The organism is Hymenobacter sp. FMD4 (assembly GCF_058932745.1).
The window spans coordinates 102693-119691 of sequence record NZ_JBZYWH010000008.1 but is presented as its reverse complement, the minus strand read 5'-3'; the positions used below and the strand labels follow the sequence as shown (position 1 = coordinate 119691).

General features: G+C 58.1%; 13 protein-coding genes. 5 read left to right on the top strand and 8 right to left on the bottom strand.

Annotation, left to right across the window (positions count from 1 at the left end):
- Positions 1–75 precede the first annotated feature (75 nt).
- The 3 genes from AC5FXY_RS10190 to AC5FXY_RS10180 are packed head-to-tail and all read right to left on the bottom strand — an operon-like array spanning position 76 to position 1400.
- The gene (locus AC5FXY_RS10190; RefSeq protein ID WP_493556564.1) at positions 76–474 is read right to left on the bottom strand and encodes a hypothetical protein; all 399 of its coding nucleotides are present in this window, start codon (positions 472–474) and stop codon (positions 76–78) included.
- A 35-nt stretch (positions 475–509) separates the two neighbouring features.
- Positions 510–914 (bottom strand): STAS/SEC14 domain-containing protein, encoded by a 405-nt coding sequence (locus tag AC5FXY_RS10185; protein WP_493556563.1) that lies wholly within the window; start codon positions 912–914, stop codon positions 510–512.
- 48 nt (positions 915–962) lie between these two features.
- Positions 963–1400, bottom strand: a complete 438-nt coding sequence (locus AC5FXY_RS10180; protein ID WP_493556562.1) for a hypothetical protein — start codon at positions 1398–1400, stop codon at positions 963–965.
- A 394-nt stretch (positions 1401–1794) separates the two neighbouring features.
- On the opposite strand from AC5FXY_RS10180, the gene AC5FXY_RS10175 reads away from it, so the two are divergent.
- On the top strand, positions 1795–5028 hold the full coding sequence (locus AC5FXY_RS10175; RefSeq protein ID WP_493556561.1) for a PAS domain S-box protein: 3234 nt from the start codon (positions 1795–1797) through the stop codon (positions 5026–5028).
- A 119-nt stretch (positions 5029–5147) separates the two neighbouring features.
- Complete coding sequence (locus AC5FXY_RS10170; protein WP_493556560.1) at positions 5148–5843, top strand: hypothetical protein; 696 nt, start codon at positions 5148–5150, stop codon at positions 5841–5843.
- Positions 5844–5972: 129 nt separating this feature from the next.
- On the opposite strand, the gene ispG is transcribed toward AC5FXY_RS10170, so the two are convergent.
- The 3 genes from ispG to AC5FXY_RS10155 form a co-directional block, all read right to left on the bottom strand.
- A complete protein-coding gene (gene ispG, locus AC5FXY_RS10165) occupies positions 5973–7973 on the bottom strand; it encodes a (E)-4-hydroxy-3-methylbut-2-enyl-diphosphate synthase (protein WP_493556559.1) in 2001 nt (666 codons plus the stop codon).
- Between the two features lie 191 nt (positions 7974–8164).
- On the bottom strand, positions 8165–8824 hold the full coding sequence (locus AC5FXY_RS10160) for an NAD(P)H-binding protein (protein ID WP_493556558.1): 660 nt from the start codon (positions 8822–8824) through the stop codon (positions 8165–8167).
- A gap of 249 nt (positions 8825–9073) precedes the next feature.
- Entirely contained in the window at positions 9074–10048 is a 975-nt protein-coding gene (locus tag AC5FXY_RS10155; protein WP_493556557.1) for an NAD(P)H-quinone oxidoreductase, read from the bottom strand.
- Between the two features lie 182 nt (positions 10049–10230).
- Here AC5FXY_RS10155 and AC5FXY_RS10150 point away from each other — a divergent pair, with 182 nt between their 5' ends.
- Entirely contained in the window at positions 10231–10728 is a 498-nt protein-coding gene (locus AC5FXY_RS10150) for a hypothetical protein (protein WP_493556556.1), read from the top strand.
- A 594-nt stretch (positions 10729–11322) separates the two neighbouring features.
- Here AC5FXY_RS10150 and AC5FXY_RS10145 read toward each other — a convergent pair.
- Positions 11323–13509 (bottom strand): glutamine synthetase III family protein, encoded by a 2187-nt coding sequence (locus AC5FXY_RS10145; protein ID WP_493556555.1) that lies wholly within the window; start codon positions 13507–13509, stop codon positions 11323–11325.
- Between the two features lie 260 nt (positions 13510–13769).
- On the opposite strand from AC5FXY_RS10145, the gene AC5FXY_RS10140 reads away from it, so the two are divergent.
- On the top strand, positions 13770–15632 hold the full coding sequence (locus tag AC5FXY_RS10140) for an LTA synthase family protein (RefSeq protein ID WP_493556554.1): 1863 nt from the start codon (positions 13770–13772) through the stop codon (positions 15630–15632).
- 155 nt (positions 15633–15787) lie between these two features.
- Positions 15788–16042, top strand: coding sequence for a hypothetical protein (locus AC5FXY_RS10135; protein WP_493556553.1), 255 nt, complete (start codon positions 15788–15790; stop codon positions 16040–16042).
- A gap of 41 nt (positions 16043–16083) precedes the next feature.
- On the opposite strand, the gene AC5FXY_RS10130 is transcribed toward AC5FXY_RS10135, so the two are convergent.
- Positions 16084–16959 (bottom strand): pirin family protein, encoded by an 876-nt coding sequence (locus AC5FXY_RS10130; protein WP_493556552.1) that lies wholly within the window; start codon positions 16957–16959, stop codon positions 16084–16086.
- Positions 16960–16999: the final 40 nt, after the last annotated feature.

Here is a 16999-nt window from a genome sequence, read left to right as displayed (position 1 = left end):
GCCTGACTGGACGCCTTCGCATTGACGGGTCAGGCCAACGCGCCGCCCACGCTCTGGGCAAGCCACAAAGTCAGGCTACATACGCCGCAGCCATTCTGCTGCCGTCTCCGAGTCCTGAAAAGTCATGAACGTGATGCCAGCATCGGTGTGTTCGATGGCCAGCTGAGCCGAGAGCTGGCTGTAGCGTTCCGGCGACTGTATCCAGGCGAAGTAACGGCAGCCGGCCTCGTAAAGCTGGGGAAAGAACACCTCCCCACCCCAACGAGCCGCATCCGCCCAAAACCCTTGCATGCGGGCGTTGTCGTTGAGCACCTTATGACAGCGCTGCTCGCGCAGCAATCCAAGCAACTCCATTGCCCCTTTCATGACCGCCTCGTCGTCGGGGCTGCCTTGCCAGTGGAGTTCCAGCCAATTCTCATCGTAGTTGTACACGATGGTGAGCGTAGGGGCTTCGTAGAGAATGTGCTGGGCCATGAAAAATCAGGAGAGAAGACAGGGTAATTGTTCGTTTAGCAAACGGAGCGCAACCACCGTTCGGCATCTTCGCGGTTGGAAAAGACGCGGGCTTCAAACGCAGTAAGCTGCGCATAAAACGTGCTGGCCGAGCCATCCGCCAGAGTTTCGGGGCTGGTAATCATCGCAAAATGCTGGAGCCCGGCCTGAGCAGCCGCGGGTGCCCATTCATTGATGACCCACTCCATTGAATGGTCCCAGGGGCCGCGCACCTCGCGGGTGTCATTGAGCACGCACGAATAACCCGCTCGCGCCAGGGCAGCCGTGTAGGTCCGTGCCCCTTCTTGAATGTTGCTGGCCGTCAGGTACCCCTGCCAGTTGACCACAATCCACTCGTTTTCCGCGTCGGTATCTACCGTGATGTAGACCTTACCCAACGCTGACCGTAATTCTTCTCTCATATAACAAGGCTCATAACACTGCGCCGCTTTTCTCCGGTTCCTCGGCCCTTAGCGGGTCGCCGAATTGTCCGCCGGGGCTGCTTCCTCGGCTCCGCAGGCCCAGGCGCGGGCTTGCGCCACGTCGGTAAACAAGCGTTGCTCAAAGGGTACCAGCTCGTGTGCGGTGCTGTGCATTTTCTTGATGAGCAATTGATTAAGAGGGTCCTCAGCTTCGATGCGCGCCAAGCGGCGCAGGCCCACCCGTACCAGCTCCGGCATAATCTCCGTGGCAATCCACTCCATATCCGCCGGCCGCACCGCGCCGAGCAGGCGGTCATCGGCTACCCAGCCGGTGATTCCGTGCGCTCGGGCCTGATCCAATGCTTCCGCAACGGCCTGCCGAAATATCGAACTCGAAACAAAGCCTTGCCATTGAGCTTCCAAGGCCTTTGAAGGGCCTTCGTGGAGGTAAAGGTTCAGGAAAGGATATTGGGCAAGTAAAACCATGAAGTCGGAAAGGTCAAAGGCATTCGGCCGGCAAAGGTAAACGCACATCGGTTTTTTATACTGGCACCGCTACCGAATTTCCATTCATCAAAGACTAGGAAAGCAGCTGCAGGGTCTGCGCAACCGCCGTGGCTGGTTCCTATCTAGGAGAGAAGAATCAACAGCAGGAAGCAAGGCAGTTGGAGCGGCTCATCCCTTACGGTACGCGGTGGCTACATGTTATTGGGGTCAGTAAACTGCCAGAACTTAGCTTACCTGCTTCCCCGGTCGGGCATCTACTGAGAGGATGCTGATGATTCGGCGCCTCAGAATGCTTCCTTTTTACACTTCGTCATTGATTACGCGTAGTAACCTCAGTTGCGGGATGTACTTTCACAGCCCACTTAGCGCTGCTATGCTCGTTGCTTCCTCGTTCCATGCCTTCGACCTGTTCCCCGCCGAATCGTTACTTCCGGCGTTGCTCGATATTTCCCCGAATGGCGTAATCCTTTGCGCGCCCATATACAACGAGGCAGGCGCCCTGACAGATCTGAGCCTTACCTACCTCAACCCGGCCGCGCAAGACATGCTGCACTTGCCGGCCCAGCCAACTACCTCTTACACCCAACTATTTCCTGCAAGCCGGACGGATGGTAGCTGGGCCGCGCTGCGCGACGCGTTTCTCTCGGGCGAGTTAGGCGGTTTTCAGCTCTCCCAACCGGTAGAGGGTCTACAGCGCCGTTTACACCTAACGGGCCAGCGCGTGGGCGGTGGGCTACTGCTCAGCCTTGTCGCTGCCCCGCCTACAACTTCAGAAGCAGATAATCAACACTTAGAAGAGCGCAGCCGGCAACTCGAGCGTTTCGACACAGTGCTCGAAGGATTGCAGGAGTACGTGTATCTCTTTGACCTCGATGGCCGCTTCCGCTACGTAAACAAACCCTTGCTGGAACTGTGGGGGTTACAGCCGGAGCAAGCGGTAGGCAAAAATTTCTTCGATCTAAACTACCCTGAACCGCTTGCCACCCAGCTGCTCGCGCAGATTCAACAGGTAATCGAGACCCGGCAAGCCGTATCGGGCGAAACGCCCTACACCAGCCCGACCGGCGAAATGGGCTATTACGAATACTCATTCGTGCCTTTGCTCACCACCAACGGCTCGGTGGAGGCGGTGGGTGGCCGAACCCAGCCCGTAACGGAGCGCCGGCGGGCCGAAGCCGCGGTACGGGCCAGCGAAGCCAAGTACCGCTCCCTCTTCGAATTCATGGATGAGGGCTTCTGCATTCTCGAGCTGAGTTTCGACGAGCACGAGCGGCCCGTGGATTGCCGCTACATCGAAATCAACCCGGCCTTTGCCCAACAAACCGGAATGACAGATGCGCTCGGCAAAACCGCCCGCGAACTGGTGCCAGACCTCGAGCCGTTTTGGTTCGAGATTTACGGGCGAGTGGCGTTGACCGGCGAGCCTGTGCGATTCGTGGACCACTCTGAACCCTTGCAGCGCTGGTTTGACGTGTACGCTTTTCGCATCGGAGAACCCCAGCAACACCAGGTGGCCGTGCTGTTTACCGACATCACGGAGCGGAAGCAAGTGGAGCAAGCCCTGCGCATGAGTCAGGCGCAGCAAGCGTTTCTGCTTCAGCTCAGCGACCGGCTTCGCCCGCTGGTCGACCCGGCTGATATTCAATACCAAGCCGCTTGTGCCCTGGGCCAGTACCTAGGCGCCAGCCGCGTCGGTTATGCCGAGGACCAAGGCGACAACGAGCACGTCATCGTCACGCGCAACTACACCCATAACGGTGCCCCCAGCTTCGAGGGCCGCTACCATTACAACGACTGCGGACCGGAGTTGCTGCGCGCCTTTAATGAAGGCCGCGCCGTGGTGCGCCCCGACATTGCCAACGACCCGTGGCTTTCCGATGAAGAAAAGCACCGCCATGCGGTGCTCGGGCTCGGGGCTACTATCAACGTGCCGCTGCTCAAGGACAACCAGCTCGCCGCGGTGCTGTTCGTGCACTATCCCCACGCCCACCCCTGGTCCGATGACGAGGTGGCCATGCTGGAGGAAGCGGCAGAACGCACCTGGACCGCCGTGATGCGTGCCCGCGTCGAAGCGGCCCTACGCGAGTCGGAAGAACGGTTTCGGGTCATGGCCGACGCTGTGCCGCAAATCGTCTGGATAACGGACGGGGAAGGCCGCACGGAGTTCTTCAATCGGCAGTGGAGCCGCTACACCGGCGTGCCCTTTGAGCCAAGCACGGCCGCCATGGTGGCCGCTGAGTTTGTGCATCCGGAGGACGGTGCCCACACCATGCAGGCGTTTCAGGAAGCGCGGCGATGCGGAACGGTCTTTCAAGTGGAGCACCGCATCCGGGCGGCCGATGGCACGTACCGCTGGTTTTTGGTGCGCGCCGAGCCTTTCCACGATCCGCGCAGCGGCCAAATAACCCGCTGGTTTGGTTCTTCCGTCGACATCCACGACTTCAAAGAGACGCAGGAAGCTCTGCGCCGAAGCGAAGAACGGCTGCAAAAAGCGCTGTCCATCGACACGGTGGGAATTCTTTTCTTCGATCTGGAAGGCGACATTCACGACGCCAACGCCGCCTTCGAGCGCATGAGCGGCTACACCCGCGCCGAGCTAGGGCGTGGGCAAATAAATCTGGACGCTTTTACGGTGCCGGAGTTTCTTCCTGCCACGCACCGGGCCCTGGAGGAGCTGCGCACCAGGGGCGAAAGCATGCCGTTTGAGAAACTCTATCTACGCCCGGACGGCTCGCATTGGTGGGGGTTGTGCGCGGGCAAGCGCCTGAGCGAAACCGAGTGCGTCAAGTTCGTTCTCGACATTACCGAAGCCAAGCAGGCGGAAGAAGCGCTGCGCTATTCGGAACAACAGCTTCAGCATTCCAACGAGCGGCTTACACGCACCAACGTGGACCTGGATAACTTCATCTACACGGCCTCCCACGATCTGAAATCCCCCATCACCAACATCGAAGGCCTGCTGCAGGAGTTGGAACGCCAGTTGCCCGCCATTGGGCAAGTGACGCAGGACATAGCACCGCTGGTGCACATGATGAAAGACTCGGTGACCCGCTTTCAGCGTACAATTGGTCACTTGAGCGACATTACCAAGCTGCAGAAGGAGCACGACGAACTCGTTACCGAGGTCCTGCTGCAGCCCGTAATCGAGGACGTACGCCAAGACCTGCAGCCTCTCCTGGATGCTACCGGTGCGCAGGTCGATGTGGATGTCGCGGCTTGCCCCAGCGTATTGTTCTCGGCCAAGAACCTGCGCTCCGTTATTTACAACTTGCTCAGCAATGCGGTGAAGTACCACCATCCGGACCGGCTACCCCACGTCCAGATCAACTGCGGCCCCGACTTCACTGGCAAGTACATGGTCCTGCGTGTGCAGGACAACGGGTTGGGGATTGAGGAAAGCCGGCACCAAGAACTCTTCGCGATGTTCCGGCGACTACACGACCACGTGGAAGGGTCCGGCATTGGCTTGTACATGGTCAAACGCATGGTCGAGAACGTGGGCGGACGCATCGAGGTCCACAGCCAACTGGGGGCAGGGACCACCTTTTCCGTGTACCTACCCTACCCTTCCGAACCCGCGGCGCAAGTACCTTCCTCTAGCGAATAGCCTCTTCATATCCAAAGGAAAACGCCTGCGGCTGTTGTAGCATGCGGATCAACACGCTTTACCAGCCCAGCCATCCGTCTTTCTACTTGTGTAATCCGATCCAACCCATATAGCATGATATGAAAGCTATATATCCGCTAATTCCTTTATGGCTACTATCGTCCTGCCAAGATTCTACTTTCTCCAGCGAGACCATTGTTCATAAAGAAAGAGTTGTTCCTATTGCACCATTAGGAAATACAATCAAGGTGGTTAGGGACGATGCTCCGGCATTACCAAACAAGAAGTGCCCAATCGACACAATTGCGTTGTTAACAAATGCTCGACTTGAGTATTTACTCACGAAAACCTATAAGGAAAATTTAAAAGAGTATAAGAGAATTGAAAACATCCCCCCGCATGTGTTAAACTATTTAAAGTGCATTACCGGTGGTAATTTCTCCATCGCAGCTCAGGGGATGCCGTGGAATAGTACATGCAGCATTGATGAAGGGCTGCCAGATAGAAAATTAGATTACCTAGGCATTGGGAAAACTATCACGCTCATTACCTACTACACCGGAGGCTTCGGCAAAGTAAAGCATGCCATTATAATTGAAAGCAATAACGAAAATGTTAAGGACTTCTGGCATGGAGGAATAGATGATGTCACTAAGAATAAACTAGAAATTATAAACAACATCTATGATCGACAAAATCATGAGGATGCCATCAAGCGAGTATACTTCAACAAGCATTATATCTTAAATAAAGCCGATACGACAATTCCATCATTTGAAAAATCAAAAACTATCAGCCTCCACTTAGCAATTTAGTGGGCATCACTCGTTGCCTATTTTTAACAGCCTTTGACAACATCGAAAATATTAAGGCCTTCGGAGTACCGTGCTATAACTAGCGGTACCCCGAAGGCCTTTAAAGTTTAGAACAGGTCATTCGTGAGCTTACGCCCCTACCTGCTCCTCTAGCTTTACCGGCTCTACCCAGCGGCCATCCTCACGGATCAGGTTAATCAGCTCATCCACCGCCGCTTCTTCGGGCACCGATTTCTTGATAACCTCCTGCCCGCGGTACAGCGCAATCTTGCCGCGGCCCACTCCCACGTAGCCATAATCGGCATCGGCCATTTCGCCTGGGCCGTTCACGATGCAGCCCATGATGCCGATTTTGACGCCCTTCAGGTGGTCGGTGCGGCGGCGAATCATGGCCGTGGTTTCGGGCAGGTCAAACAGGGTACGACCGCAGCTGGGGCAGCTGATGTACTCCGTCTTGGACATGCGCGTACGTGCCGCCTGCAGAATGCCGAAAGAGAGCTGATTTAGCTGATCTAAGCGCAAAAGCCAGGTAGTCTGGTCGGCGTCGGACAGCTTTTCGGTGCTGAGCACCACGCCGTCGCCGAGGCCGTCGAGCAGCAGCCCGCCCACGTCGGTAGCGGCGTGGAGCTGGGTTTGCTCGGGCGCTTGCTCGGGGTACTGGCGGTTGATGATGACGGGGTTGGTCACCCCGTGGTTCATCAGCCGGAAGAACGCCCGGCGGATTTCGGGCATGGCGTGGGCGTTGTCCGAATACAGAATGATAACCGCCGTGCGGTCGGCCCGCAGCTTCTCGAGGGCCGGCGGCGTGAGCGACTCCTGCCTGTGGAACACGAAGTTGGCCTCGGGGTGCTTGGCAGTGGCTACGGCGTATTCGCTGTGAGTCAGTACCGGGAAGTGGTCTTGGCGCAGGCCACCATCCAGCCACGCCGAATAATCGACCAGCTCCTTCAAGCCGTTGGGCAACATGAAAGGCACCGGGCGCTGGCCGGTGTAAATGAAGTCGGCCCCGAGGTCGTTCATCTGGAATTTATCCAGGAAAGCCGAGTACAGGTGCCCCACACAGCGCAGATCGGCATAATCCAGCTGCGGCAGGCGCGACATATCGGCCAGCACGCGCGGCACATTTTGCCCGCCGATGTTCAGCACCTCGTGGGCGTGGCGGCGGTGGTACTGGAAGGGGTCGATGGGTACCTCCGTTACCGGCGCAATGGACTGGGCTTGGGCGGCGCGGTTGGTATACCGGTCGATGAGCATGCGGGCCACTGGGGCTTCGGCTTCGGGTGGCTCGGTAAGCGACACGCGTACGGTGTCGCCGAGGCCGTCCTCCAGCAGCGTACCAATGCCGACCGCCGACTTGATGCGGCCATCTTCGGCTTCGCCGGCTTCCGTGACGCCCAGGTGCAACGGGTACGGCTGCAGACCTTCGGCGGCGAGTTTCTGCACCAGCAGGCGGTAAGCCTGCACCATCACTTGGGTATTGGAGGCCTTCATCGAAAGCACCACGTTGAAGTAGTTCTCGTCTTCGCAGATGCGCAGAAACTCCAAGGCCGATTCCACCATGCCCAGCGGCGTATCGCCGTAGCGCGACAGAATGCGGTCGGACAAGGAGCCGTGGTTGGTGCCGATGCGCATGGCCGTGCCGTACTCCTTGCAGATCTGCACCAAGGGGCGAAACCGCTCCCGGATGCGCTCAATCTCGCCCTGGTACTCCGCGTCGGTGTACTCGATGGTCTGAAACTTCTTCTTGTCGACGTAGTTGCCGGGGTTCACGCGCACTTTCTCCACGATGCGGGCGGCCAGCTCGGCCGCGTTGGGCGTGAAGTGAATGTCGGCGATGAGCGGCACTGTGCAGCCGCGCTTGCGCAGCTCCTTCTTGATTTCGAGCAGGTTTTGGGCCTCCTTCATGCTCGGCGCAGTGATGCGCACGTACTCGCAGCCAGCCTCCACCATGCGCAGCGTCTCCTCCACCGAGCCCAGGGTGTCCATGGTATCGACGGTGGTCATGCTTTGCACCCGGATGGGGTGATGCCCGCCAAGCGGCAGGTCGCCAATATTGACGACGCGTGCCTCGCGGCGCTTGTATTCAGTAAGGCTGGGGCAATAAATCTTAGATGCGAAAGTCGAGCTCATGCGGGGTACCGAAGGGTCGGGGGCAAAACAGCGATGCGCGGGGCAAAGTTGCTTGCTGCAAAGGTACAGTAGCGCAGACTTAGCTACGCTTTCCTTTGGTTCAGTCCGCGTTAGTCAGAATAGCTCCCGGAAGAACAGTTTTATTTTGCTGCTGCCATTGCAAACGCAGGCTTAAGTTCAGTTCTATCGGCTCACTTCTCGCCTGCACGCTCAAACACGCTGCCCAGTGTATCCACCTGCACGCCCGGCGTTTCGTCCAGCGCGGCATTAATCATGGCTTGCGCCACGACGCGCCCGTGCGCCGGGCGAAACTGGCGCAGCGGTGGCAGCAAAGTCAACAGGCTGGCCACGGCTACACCTACTCGTTCGGCGGTGCGGGGCTCCGGGCGTGGGCCAGCTAAAGGTCCCGGCTGCAAAATGCGGACGCGCTGGAATGGTAGCTCCTTCACATCACGCTCCAACTCGCCCTTCATGCGGGTGTAGAAAATCTTGGAATTGGGGTTGGCCGAGGCCGACGACACCAACACGTACGTGGGCACGCCGTTGCGGGCCGCAGCTTCGGCGGTTTGGTACTGGTAGGTATAATCGACGCGGTACTGGTTGCGCTGGCTGCCGGCCTGCTTCAGCGTAGTGCCAAGCGTGGAAAAAAGCACGTCGCCTTGCAGCAGATGCTGCCATTGTTCCGGCTGATCGAAGTCTATAATATGCTCCTCCAACTTCGCCGGATTCTGGTAGCCGGTGGGGCGCCGGGCAAATACTTTAATGCGCTCAAAGCGCGAATCAAGCAGTAATTGGCGCAGTAGGTAGTCTCCCACCAAACCGGTGGCCCCGATGATAAGAGCAGTTTTCATGGGTTTGGATGAGGAAAGCTAGGGGCATTGCTTGTGTTGCTCATGCTTACCCGCTCGTACTGGATATGGTTATCGATTCTGCAACCGGGGTCCGAACCTTTATAGGCAAGAAAGGACCACTCAAGTAATTGTACAGCAAATGATCAGCTCTACTAGGTTGCTATGCCAAGCGCAGCCGAAGCACCAATGCACTTAAGCAGTTTCCAGAAAATTCAGGTTGGGCAAGACGTCGTTTTAGCATTAGCCCACTTACCGATTCACCCGCAGCACAATCTTGCCAATATGCTCACTGCTTTCCATAAGGCGGTGTGCCAGCTCGGCTTCGGACAGGGCAAACTTGCGGTACAGCACCGGCTTAAACCGCTTGTTGACCAGCAGCGGCCACACATGCCTTTCTACCTCCGCCGCCAGCATGGCTTTAAAGTCGGCTGAGCGCGGGCGCAAGGTACTGCCGGTGATGGTGAGGCGGCGGCGCATGACTTCTAGGGCGTTGAATTCGGCTTTGGGCCCGCGCATGGCATTGATGAACACCAAGCGGCCATCTTCCCGCAGTAGGTTTAGGTTTTTGGCTGTGTAGTCGCCGCCGATCATGTCCAGCACCACATCCACGCCTTGCGCTTGCAGCTCGGCTTCGAAGTCTTCGGTTTTGTAGTTAAAACACCGCGTGGCGCCCAAGGCTTCGCAGGCGCGGCACTTTTCATCGGTGCCCGCCGTGGCATACACCGGTGAGCCCAGCAGCTTGGCCAGCTGAATGGCCGTAGTGCCGATACCGCTGCTGCCGCCGTGCACCAGCAGCGTTTCGCCGGGCTGCAGGGCCCCGCGCTGAAATACGTTGTGCCACACGGTAAACACCGTTTCGGGCAGCGCGGCGGCTTCCGTCATGCGCCAGCCTTCGGGCACCGGCAAGCAGTGCCGCGCGTCCACCGCTACATAATCGGCGTAGCCGCCCGCGAAAAGCAAAGCGCACACTTCGTCACCTGTTTGCCAGCGGGTTACTTCACTACCCACCTGCTCCACCGTGCCGGCCACTTCCAGCCCAGGTACCATGCCGCTTACATCCCCGGCACCACCGTATTTGCCTTGGCGCAGAAACACATCGGGGCGGTTTACACCAGCCGCCAGCACCCTTATTAGCACCTCGTGCGGGGCCGGCTCGGGTCGATCAAGCTGTTGTATTTGCAGTACTTCGGGGCCGCCGGGTTGGGTTATCAGGATGGCTTGCATAAGTCAATTGGTAAGAGCAGTGCAGGTCGACGGGCGCGTGCACCTTGGAGGTTAAACCTGGTTGATATCTAAGCACTACATTTTAGAGTACGAGCAAAGAAAACACACGTAATGAAATGGTGCGGGGCTGCTTTACGCCGGGCACTATTTGATGGCTTTTCTGTTTCTTGGCACTGATGAACATGCCTTCCTTTTTTCCCCAATGGTTTAGCGCGGCCCGAGCCTTGGGCTTGCGGGCCTGGGAGTTGGGCCCGGTACTCCGGAAAGCCTACCAATCGGCCGTTGATTCGGTACAGGAAGTGCTGCGCGCCGAGGTGCAAAAAGGCAACACGAAGCTGGTGGCTGATTTTCTGCTCGACAAAGCCGCACCCGTCGCCAAGGCCATGCTCATCGACCGCATGTCGGCCAAGCTGCTTGCCCGCCTGCTGGCTAAAGTGGGCCTGCGCGGCGTGCTGGCCTCCAACGTAGCCGCTTGGGTGCTGCCTTTCGTCATCGAGAAAATCGTGAAGCTGGTGCTGCACACCGAGGCAGCTGCCCGCTTGCAGCAACACCCCACCGTCGCCAACGTGCGCCAAACCCTCGACGAGCTCAAAAACCGCTTGCGCCGCGCCGTCCTACCTGATTTTGGCTCCGGTGCCGAGGTATTCGACGGCCCCGAGCCACCGCGCATAGGCCCTTGATTACGCTTTTATTTTGGTCCTATTAACCCCACTGCACGGCGGCAATCGGCATCAGTTCTGTTTGGAGCTCTATATACTTTCGCTGGTACATCTAGCTTCGACGGCGGCTGTTTCCGCGGTCTTTGGGGCAGTGATTCCGACGGTGGCGCTGCCGACATTACCTGCTGCTCTTGTAATAGTGTCTGCCCGTTAGGATGCGGCGGCTGTGGCAGAGACTAGTCAGTTCATCAAAAAGTTAACAAAAAGATAATCACGTTTAACCTGTTTGCGGGCCACTTCGTGGGCGCTGGCGGGCAGAATGAGTCGACGACTTAAAGCGCCGGTCAACCAATTGGGAATATGTAAGGCACTAAGCGCTAAAGCCCCTGCTTAATGCTATAAAAACTCCGATTTGCGCATTTTTCACCAAACGAACGTTCGGAAAAAGTTGTGCAAACGTTTGCAGCCTCGGAAAAATCTCCTTAATCTTGGTGCACTAAATGAAAAAACCCGCCAGCTCCTACGTGCAATGTAGGGCCAACGGGCTTAGTGAGCGGGCCGGTCGAACTGCATTCCCACCCGAATTCGAACCGGCCTCGCTTGCAAGCTGCTAAGTTAATGCAAGAATAGCAGTTCGCGGTACTTTACCAGCGGCCAATCTTCATCGGCCACCAACAATTCCAGTTTATCGACCTGCCGACGGATGACGTCGAACAGCGGACGAATGTTTTCGCTGTACGCAAGGGCCCGCTCCCGGGTATCGTCCAGCTTGTTGGCTACTTTGCGCTGCTCTACCATTTCTCCCACCGTGGTTTTGATGGTGGCAATGCGGCGCGAAATCTCCTTGATGCTGTCGATGGTAACCTGCGTGTGTTCATCATCGAGGCCTAGCTCGCGCAAGCCGCGCACGTTGTCGATCAGCTTGCTTTGGTAAGCTACTGCCGTGGGGATGATGTGGTTGATGGCCAGGTCGCCCATTACGCGGCTTTCGATTTGCACGCGCTTGATGTAGTCTTCCAGCAAAATCTCGTGGCGAGCGTGCAGCTCCACGTGCGAGTAGATACCAAGGCGCTCGAACAGCTGTGAGGACTGCTCCGTTACGAAGGCATCCAGCGCGGGCGGCGTCGTGGGCACGTTGGAGAGGCCACGACCGGCAGCTTCTTCCTTCCACTCGTCCGAGTAGCCGTTGCCCTCGAAGCGGATGGCTTTTGAATCAATCACGTACTGACGCAGCACGTCGATGATGGCCATTTCCTTTTTGCGGCCGCCGTCGATCAGCGCGTCCACCTCCTGGCGGAAGGTTTCCAGCTGATCAGCCACGATGGAGTTCAGCACGGTCATCGACGACGAGCTGTTGGCCGACGAGCCCACGGCGCGGAACTCAAACTTATTGCCCGTAAAGGCAAACGGCGAAGTCCGGTTGCGGTCGGTGTTGTCGAGCAGAATGGGCGGGATCTTGTCGATGCCCAGCTTCAGGTACAGGTTGTCGCCTTTGTCGAGCGGCAGCTTGGCGTTGCGCTCCAGCTCATCGAGCACCTGCGTCAGCTGCGACCCTACGAATACCGACATAATAGCCGGCGGGGCTTCGTTGGCACCCAAGCGGTGGTCGTTGGAGGCCGAGGCGATGGAAGCGCGCAGCAGATCAGCGTGTGTGTGCACGGCCTTCATCGTGTTGATGAAGAAGGTCAGGAACTGCAGGTTTTCTTTTGGCTTGCGGCCGGGGCTGAGCAGGTTCACACCGGTGTCGGTGCTCAGGGCCCAGTTGTTGTGCTTGCCCGAGCCGTTGACGCCCGCGAAGGGCTTCTCGTGCAGCAGCACTTTGAAGTCGTGCTTATCGGCCACGCGGTCCATGATGTCCATCAGGAGCTGGTTGTGGTCGATGGCCAAGTTAGCATCCTCGAAGGTCGGGGCGCACTCGAACTGGTGCGGCGCTACTTCATTGTGGCGGGTGCGCAGCGGAATGCCCAGCTTGGTAGCCTCTTCCTCAAATTCCAGCATGAAGGCGTGTACGCGGGCCGGAATTGAGCCGAAGTAGTGGTCTTCGAGCTGCTGGCCTTTGGCCGGGGCGTGGCCAAACAGCGTACGACCAGTCATGACCAGGTCGGGGCGGGCCGAGTACAGAGCTTTGTCGACCAGGAAGTATTCCTGCTCGATGCCCAGCGTGGTAGTTACGCGCTGCACGTCCTTATCGAAGTACTGGCAGATGGGCAACGCCGCGCGCTCCAGGGCTACCAGCGACTTCAGCAAGGGGGCCTTGTAGTCGAGCGCCTCGCCGGTGTATGCCACGAAGATGGTGGGGATGCACAGCGTTTTGGCGCCGGCCGTCTCGATGATGAAAGCGGGCGAGGTGGGGTCCCAGGCGGTGTAGCCGCGGGCCTCGAAGGTGTTGCGAATCCCGCCCGAGGGGAACGACGACGCATCGGGCTCCTGCTGCACCAGCGCTGAGCCCTTAAAGTTTTCGATCGGACGACCGTCCGAGTTCAGGTCAAAAAACGAGTCGTGCTTCTCGGCAGTGGCGCCGGTCAGCGGCTGGAACCAGTGCGTGTAGTGCGTAGCACCCTTGCTCATGGCCCAGGTCTTCATGGCCCCGGCTACGGCATCCGCAACGGAACGCTCAACCGGCGAACCTTGCTTGATAGCAGATTGAAGCTTTTTGAAATAATCACCCGACATGGTGGCACGCATGGCCTCGAGGCCAAACACATTGCGGCCGAACGACTCAGAACGGCGTTCGGTAGACACGACCGGCATGGGTTTGCGCTGGTCGACCAGGTTTAGGGCTCTAAAGCGAAGCGTTGCCACAAAAAGGAGTTGTAAGGTAAACGGGGTACTATTTGATAGGCCAAAGGTATAGCACGAATATTTATTTATGCAACACCCCCTAATTTTTAGGGGTCTTTTTTCAGGAAACAACTTTGAATTTAAGCCCTACCCCCTTCTATTAACAGGGTCGCTTCGAAAAATTATCATAAAGACAACCTAGAGGTAACTCATTTGGAGCACTTTTGCTCCACTGCATGGCAGTTGCCGTCTGGTTACCTTTGCGGCTTCGCTCATTACTCGTGAGAAACCGCTTTTACTTTCAACCCTGGTACTTTCTATACTGGCTGCTGCTTTTCGCCATAGGGCGCGCGGCGTTTTTGCTGTACCACTACCCTCGCACCGCTGCCCTCAGCCCCGGCGACGTGGCCCGCACCTTTCTATATGGTGTGCGCCTCGATGGCTCGGCGGCAGCTTACCTCTGTCTACTGCCTTTTTTGTTGATGACGGCGGCCGGACTTGTTCCGCGCCTACCCGTGGGCAAGCTGATCGGCGGCTACACGGCCCTGCTGGGTACAGTGGTGGCCATGATGACGATATCCGACCTGGAACTGTACCGAGCCTGGGGCTTTCGGTTGGATAGCACCCCGCTACAGTACCTGGACTCGCCGGGAGAAATGGCCGCTTCTGCGGGCTCCTCACCCCTACTACTGCTCGCGCTACTGTTTGGGTTCCTGCTGGCGCTAGGTACGTGGCTGTATCGCCGGTTGTTGTCCCCTGTGCCGCCGCAGCCGCCTCGGTTTGCGCGGTGGCGGGCCGGACTGGTGGGCCTGCTATACACGGCATTGCTGGTGGTGCCGCTTCGCGGAGGGGTGCAGCAAATTCCGGTAAATCAGAGCGACGTGTACTTCTCATCCTCGCGGCCATTTGCCAACCACGCGGCTATCAACGTTCCCTGGAACGTGGCGCAGTCCCTGCCCCTGGGCGAAAAGCAGGGCAACCCCTACGATTACTTGGCCGATTCTACTGCTCAGCGGCTGGTAGCGCAGCTCTACCTGCCAGGCCCTGGTCCGGCGGCGCCGCGGCTGGTGCGCACACCGCAGCCCAACGTGCTTTTTATTATCCTGGAAAGCTTCACGGCCAAGCTCATCGGGCATCTGGATGGCGAGGCGGGCGTAACACCCACGCTGGATAGCTTAGCCCGCACCGGTGTCTCGTTCCGCAACATCTACGCCAGCGGTGACCGGAGTCAGAAAGGCATTGTGGCTTTGCTTAGCGGTTACCCCAATCAGCCCACCACCAACATCATCAAGTTTCCGCGTAAAACGCAGGAACTGCCTAACCTTGCCCGCTCTTTTGGTCAACGCGGTTACCAAACGGCCTTTTATTACGGTGGCGAACTGGCTTTTGCTAACATGAAGTCTTACCTGCTGGCCGGTGGTTACCAGCGCCTGGTAGAACGGCAGGACTTTGCCCGGCGCGACCAAAACTCCAAGTGGGGTGCCCACGACCATGTGCTCTTTGCTCGCGTGCTGCGCGACCTGAATCAACAGACACAGCCCTTCTTCACCACCGTCTTTACCCTCAGCAGCCACGAGCCCTTCGAAGTACCGGGCAAACCACGTTTTAAAGACGAAAACGAGCCGGAGTTCTTCCGCAATTCCGTAGCCTACACGGACCATAGCTTAGGTCAATTTTTGGCGGCGGCGAAGCAACAAGCCTGGTGGCAAAACACTGTTGTCGTATTGGTAGCGGACCACGGCCACCACCTGCCGGGCTACACCAACGTGCACGAACCGGAGAAATTCCACATTCCGCTGCTGCTAACTGGCGGCGCCCTCGCCCCGGCTTTCGCGGGTCGTTCGTTTACTACCTTTGGCAGCCAAACCGACGTGGCAGCCACGCTGCTGACGCAGCTAAACCTACCCACAAAGGGCTATATCTGGAGCCGCGACTTGCTGGCTCCTGATCCGGCGGCGGCGCCCGGCGGATTCGCTTTCTACTGTTATACCGATGGCTTTGGCATGGTAAGCCGCAACGGCGCGGTGACGATGGACAACGTAGCGCGACAAATCATTGACCGTGATTCTACTGTGAATGAGCAGCAGTTGCGCCAGGGCCAGGCATATCAGCAGAAATCGTTTGGGGATTATCTGCGGCGATAGGTGCTTTAACAGTTGATCATTCGGAGACCCACATAAGTTTTGTTTCACATGTCCGCTGAACTGCTTTTTGTCTACAATGCCAATTCCGGTGTGGGCCATGCTGTCTTGGACATGTTCCACAAGGTGCTTTCCCCAGACACCTACCCTTGCTCCCTATGCGGCATCACGTACAGCGCTACCAGCATGCGGCCGGAGTGGCGAGCGTTTCTGCGGACACTGCCGTTGCCTGCCCGTTTTCTGTATCGCGACCAGTTGCCAACTATCCCGCATTGCTGGCAGAGAAGCTACCAGCTATTTTCATCGAGCCTGAAGCAGGCGCGGTAGTCCTGCTTGTATCGGCAGCGGAACTGGGCAAGCTGGATTTACCGGGACTGATCAGCCTGCTTCGTCAGCGAATGGGCACCGATTAGCCGCTGCCCGCAGGCGCCACTGCGCCAAGCTTGCCGCGGCGCTAGCGCGTCTCGCTTTCGAGCAGCATGCCCATGCGTCCCATCTGGTAATCGCGCATGGCTTCCATGAGTTGCGTAGTGGTGTTCATCACGAAGGGACCCTGGCGGGCCACTGGCTCCTGTAGTGGAGTGGCGGCTCCCAAGAGCAGCACGGCATCAGTGGTAGCCCTGATTTCGACGGCGTTGCCATTCGTATCGAGCGGCACCAAATTGCGGTCGGTAGCAGCTTGGCCGTTGATGCGGACCTCGCCCCGCAACACATACACCAAAGCATTGCGCGAGCTGTCGACTTCCCATGCGTACGTACCGTCGGCCATCAGCCGGAGCAAAGCCAACTGCACTGGGAGCAACGGGCGCACGGGTCCTTGCGCCGGGTCCCAAGCGCCAGCAATTGCTGTTAGCTGCGCTTTTCCATCGGAGGAAACTACCACCGGCAGCGCTTCGGCGGGCAAGCCTTGGTAGGCCGGCTGCTCCATCTTCAGGCGGGCCGGCAGGTTGACCCACAGCTGGAGCAGCTCCAGCCGACCACCTTCGTGGCGCATCTCGCGGGAGAGGTTCTCAGCGTGAATGATACCCCGAGCCGCCGTCATCCACTGCACGCCCCTAGGTCCAATTACTTGGCGGTTGCCGCGGCTATCGACGTGAAGCACTTCGCCGGACAGCACCAACGTGACGGTAGCGAAGCCCCGGTGCGGGTGCGGGCCGAACGGCAGGCCGGCATTATACGGCTCCAATTCTAGCGGGCCGATGTGGTCGAGCAGCAGAAAAGGATCAATCTGCTCTACCTCACCAATGGGCAGCGCGTGATAAATCGGCAGGCCATCCACCTCGTTGGCGCGGGCAGTGAGGGGTACGAGGGCGGTACGGAGAGCAGGCATCGGCAAGGGGCTTGGGAAGCAGTAGTATAACAACGGGCGC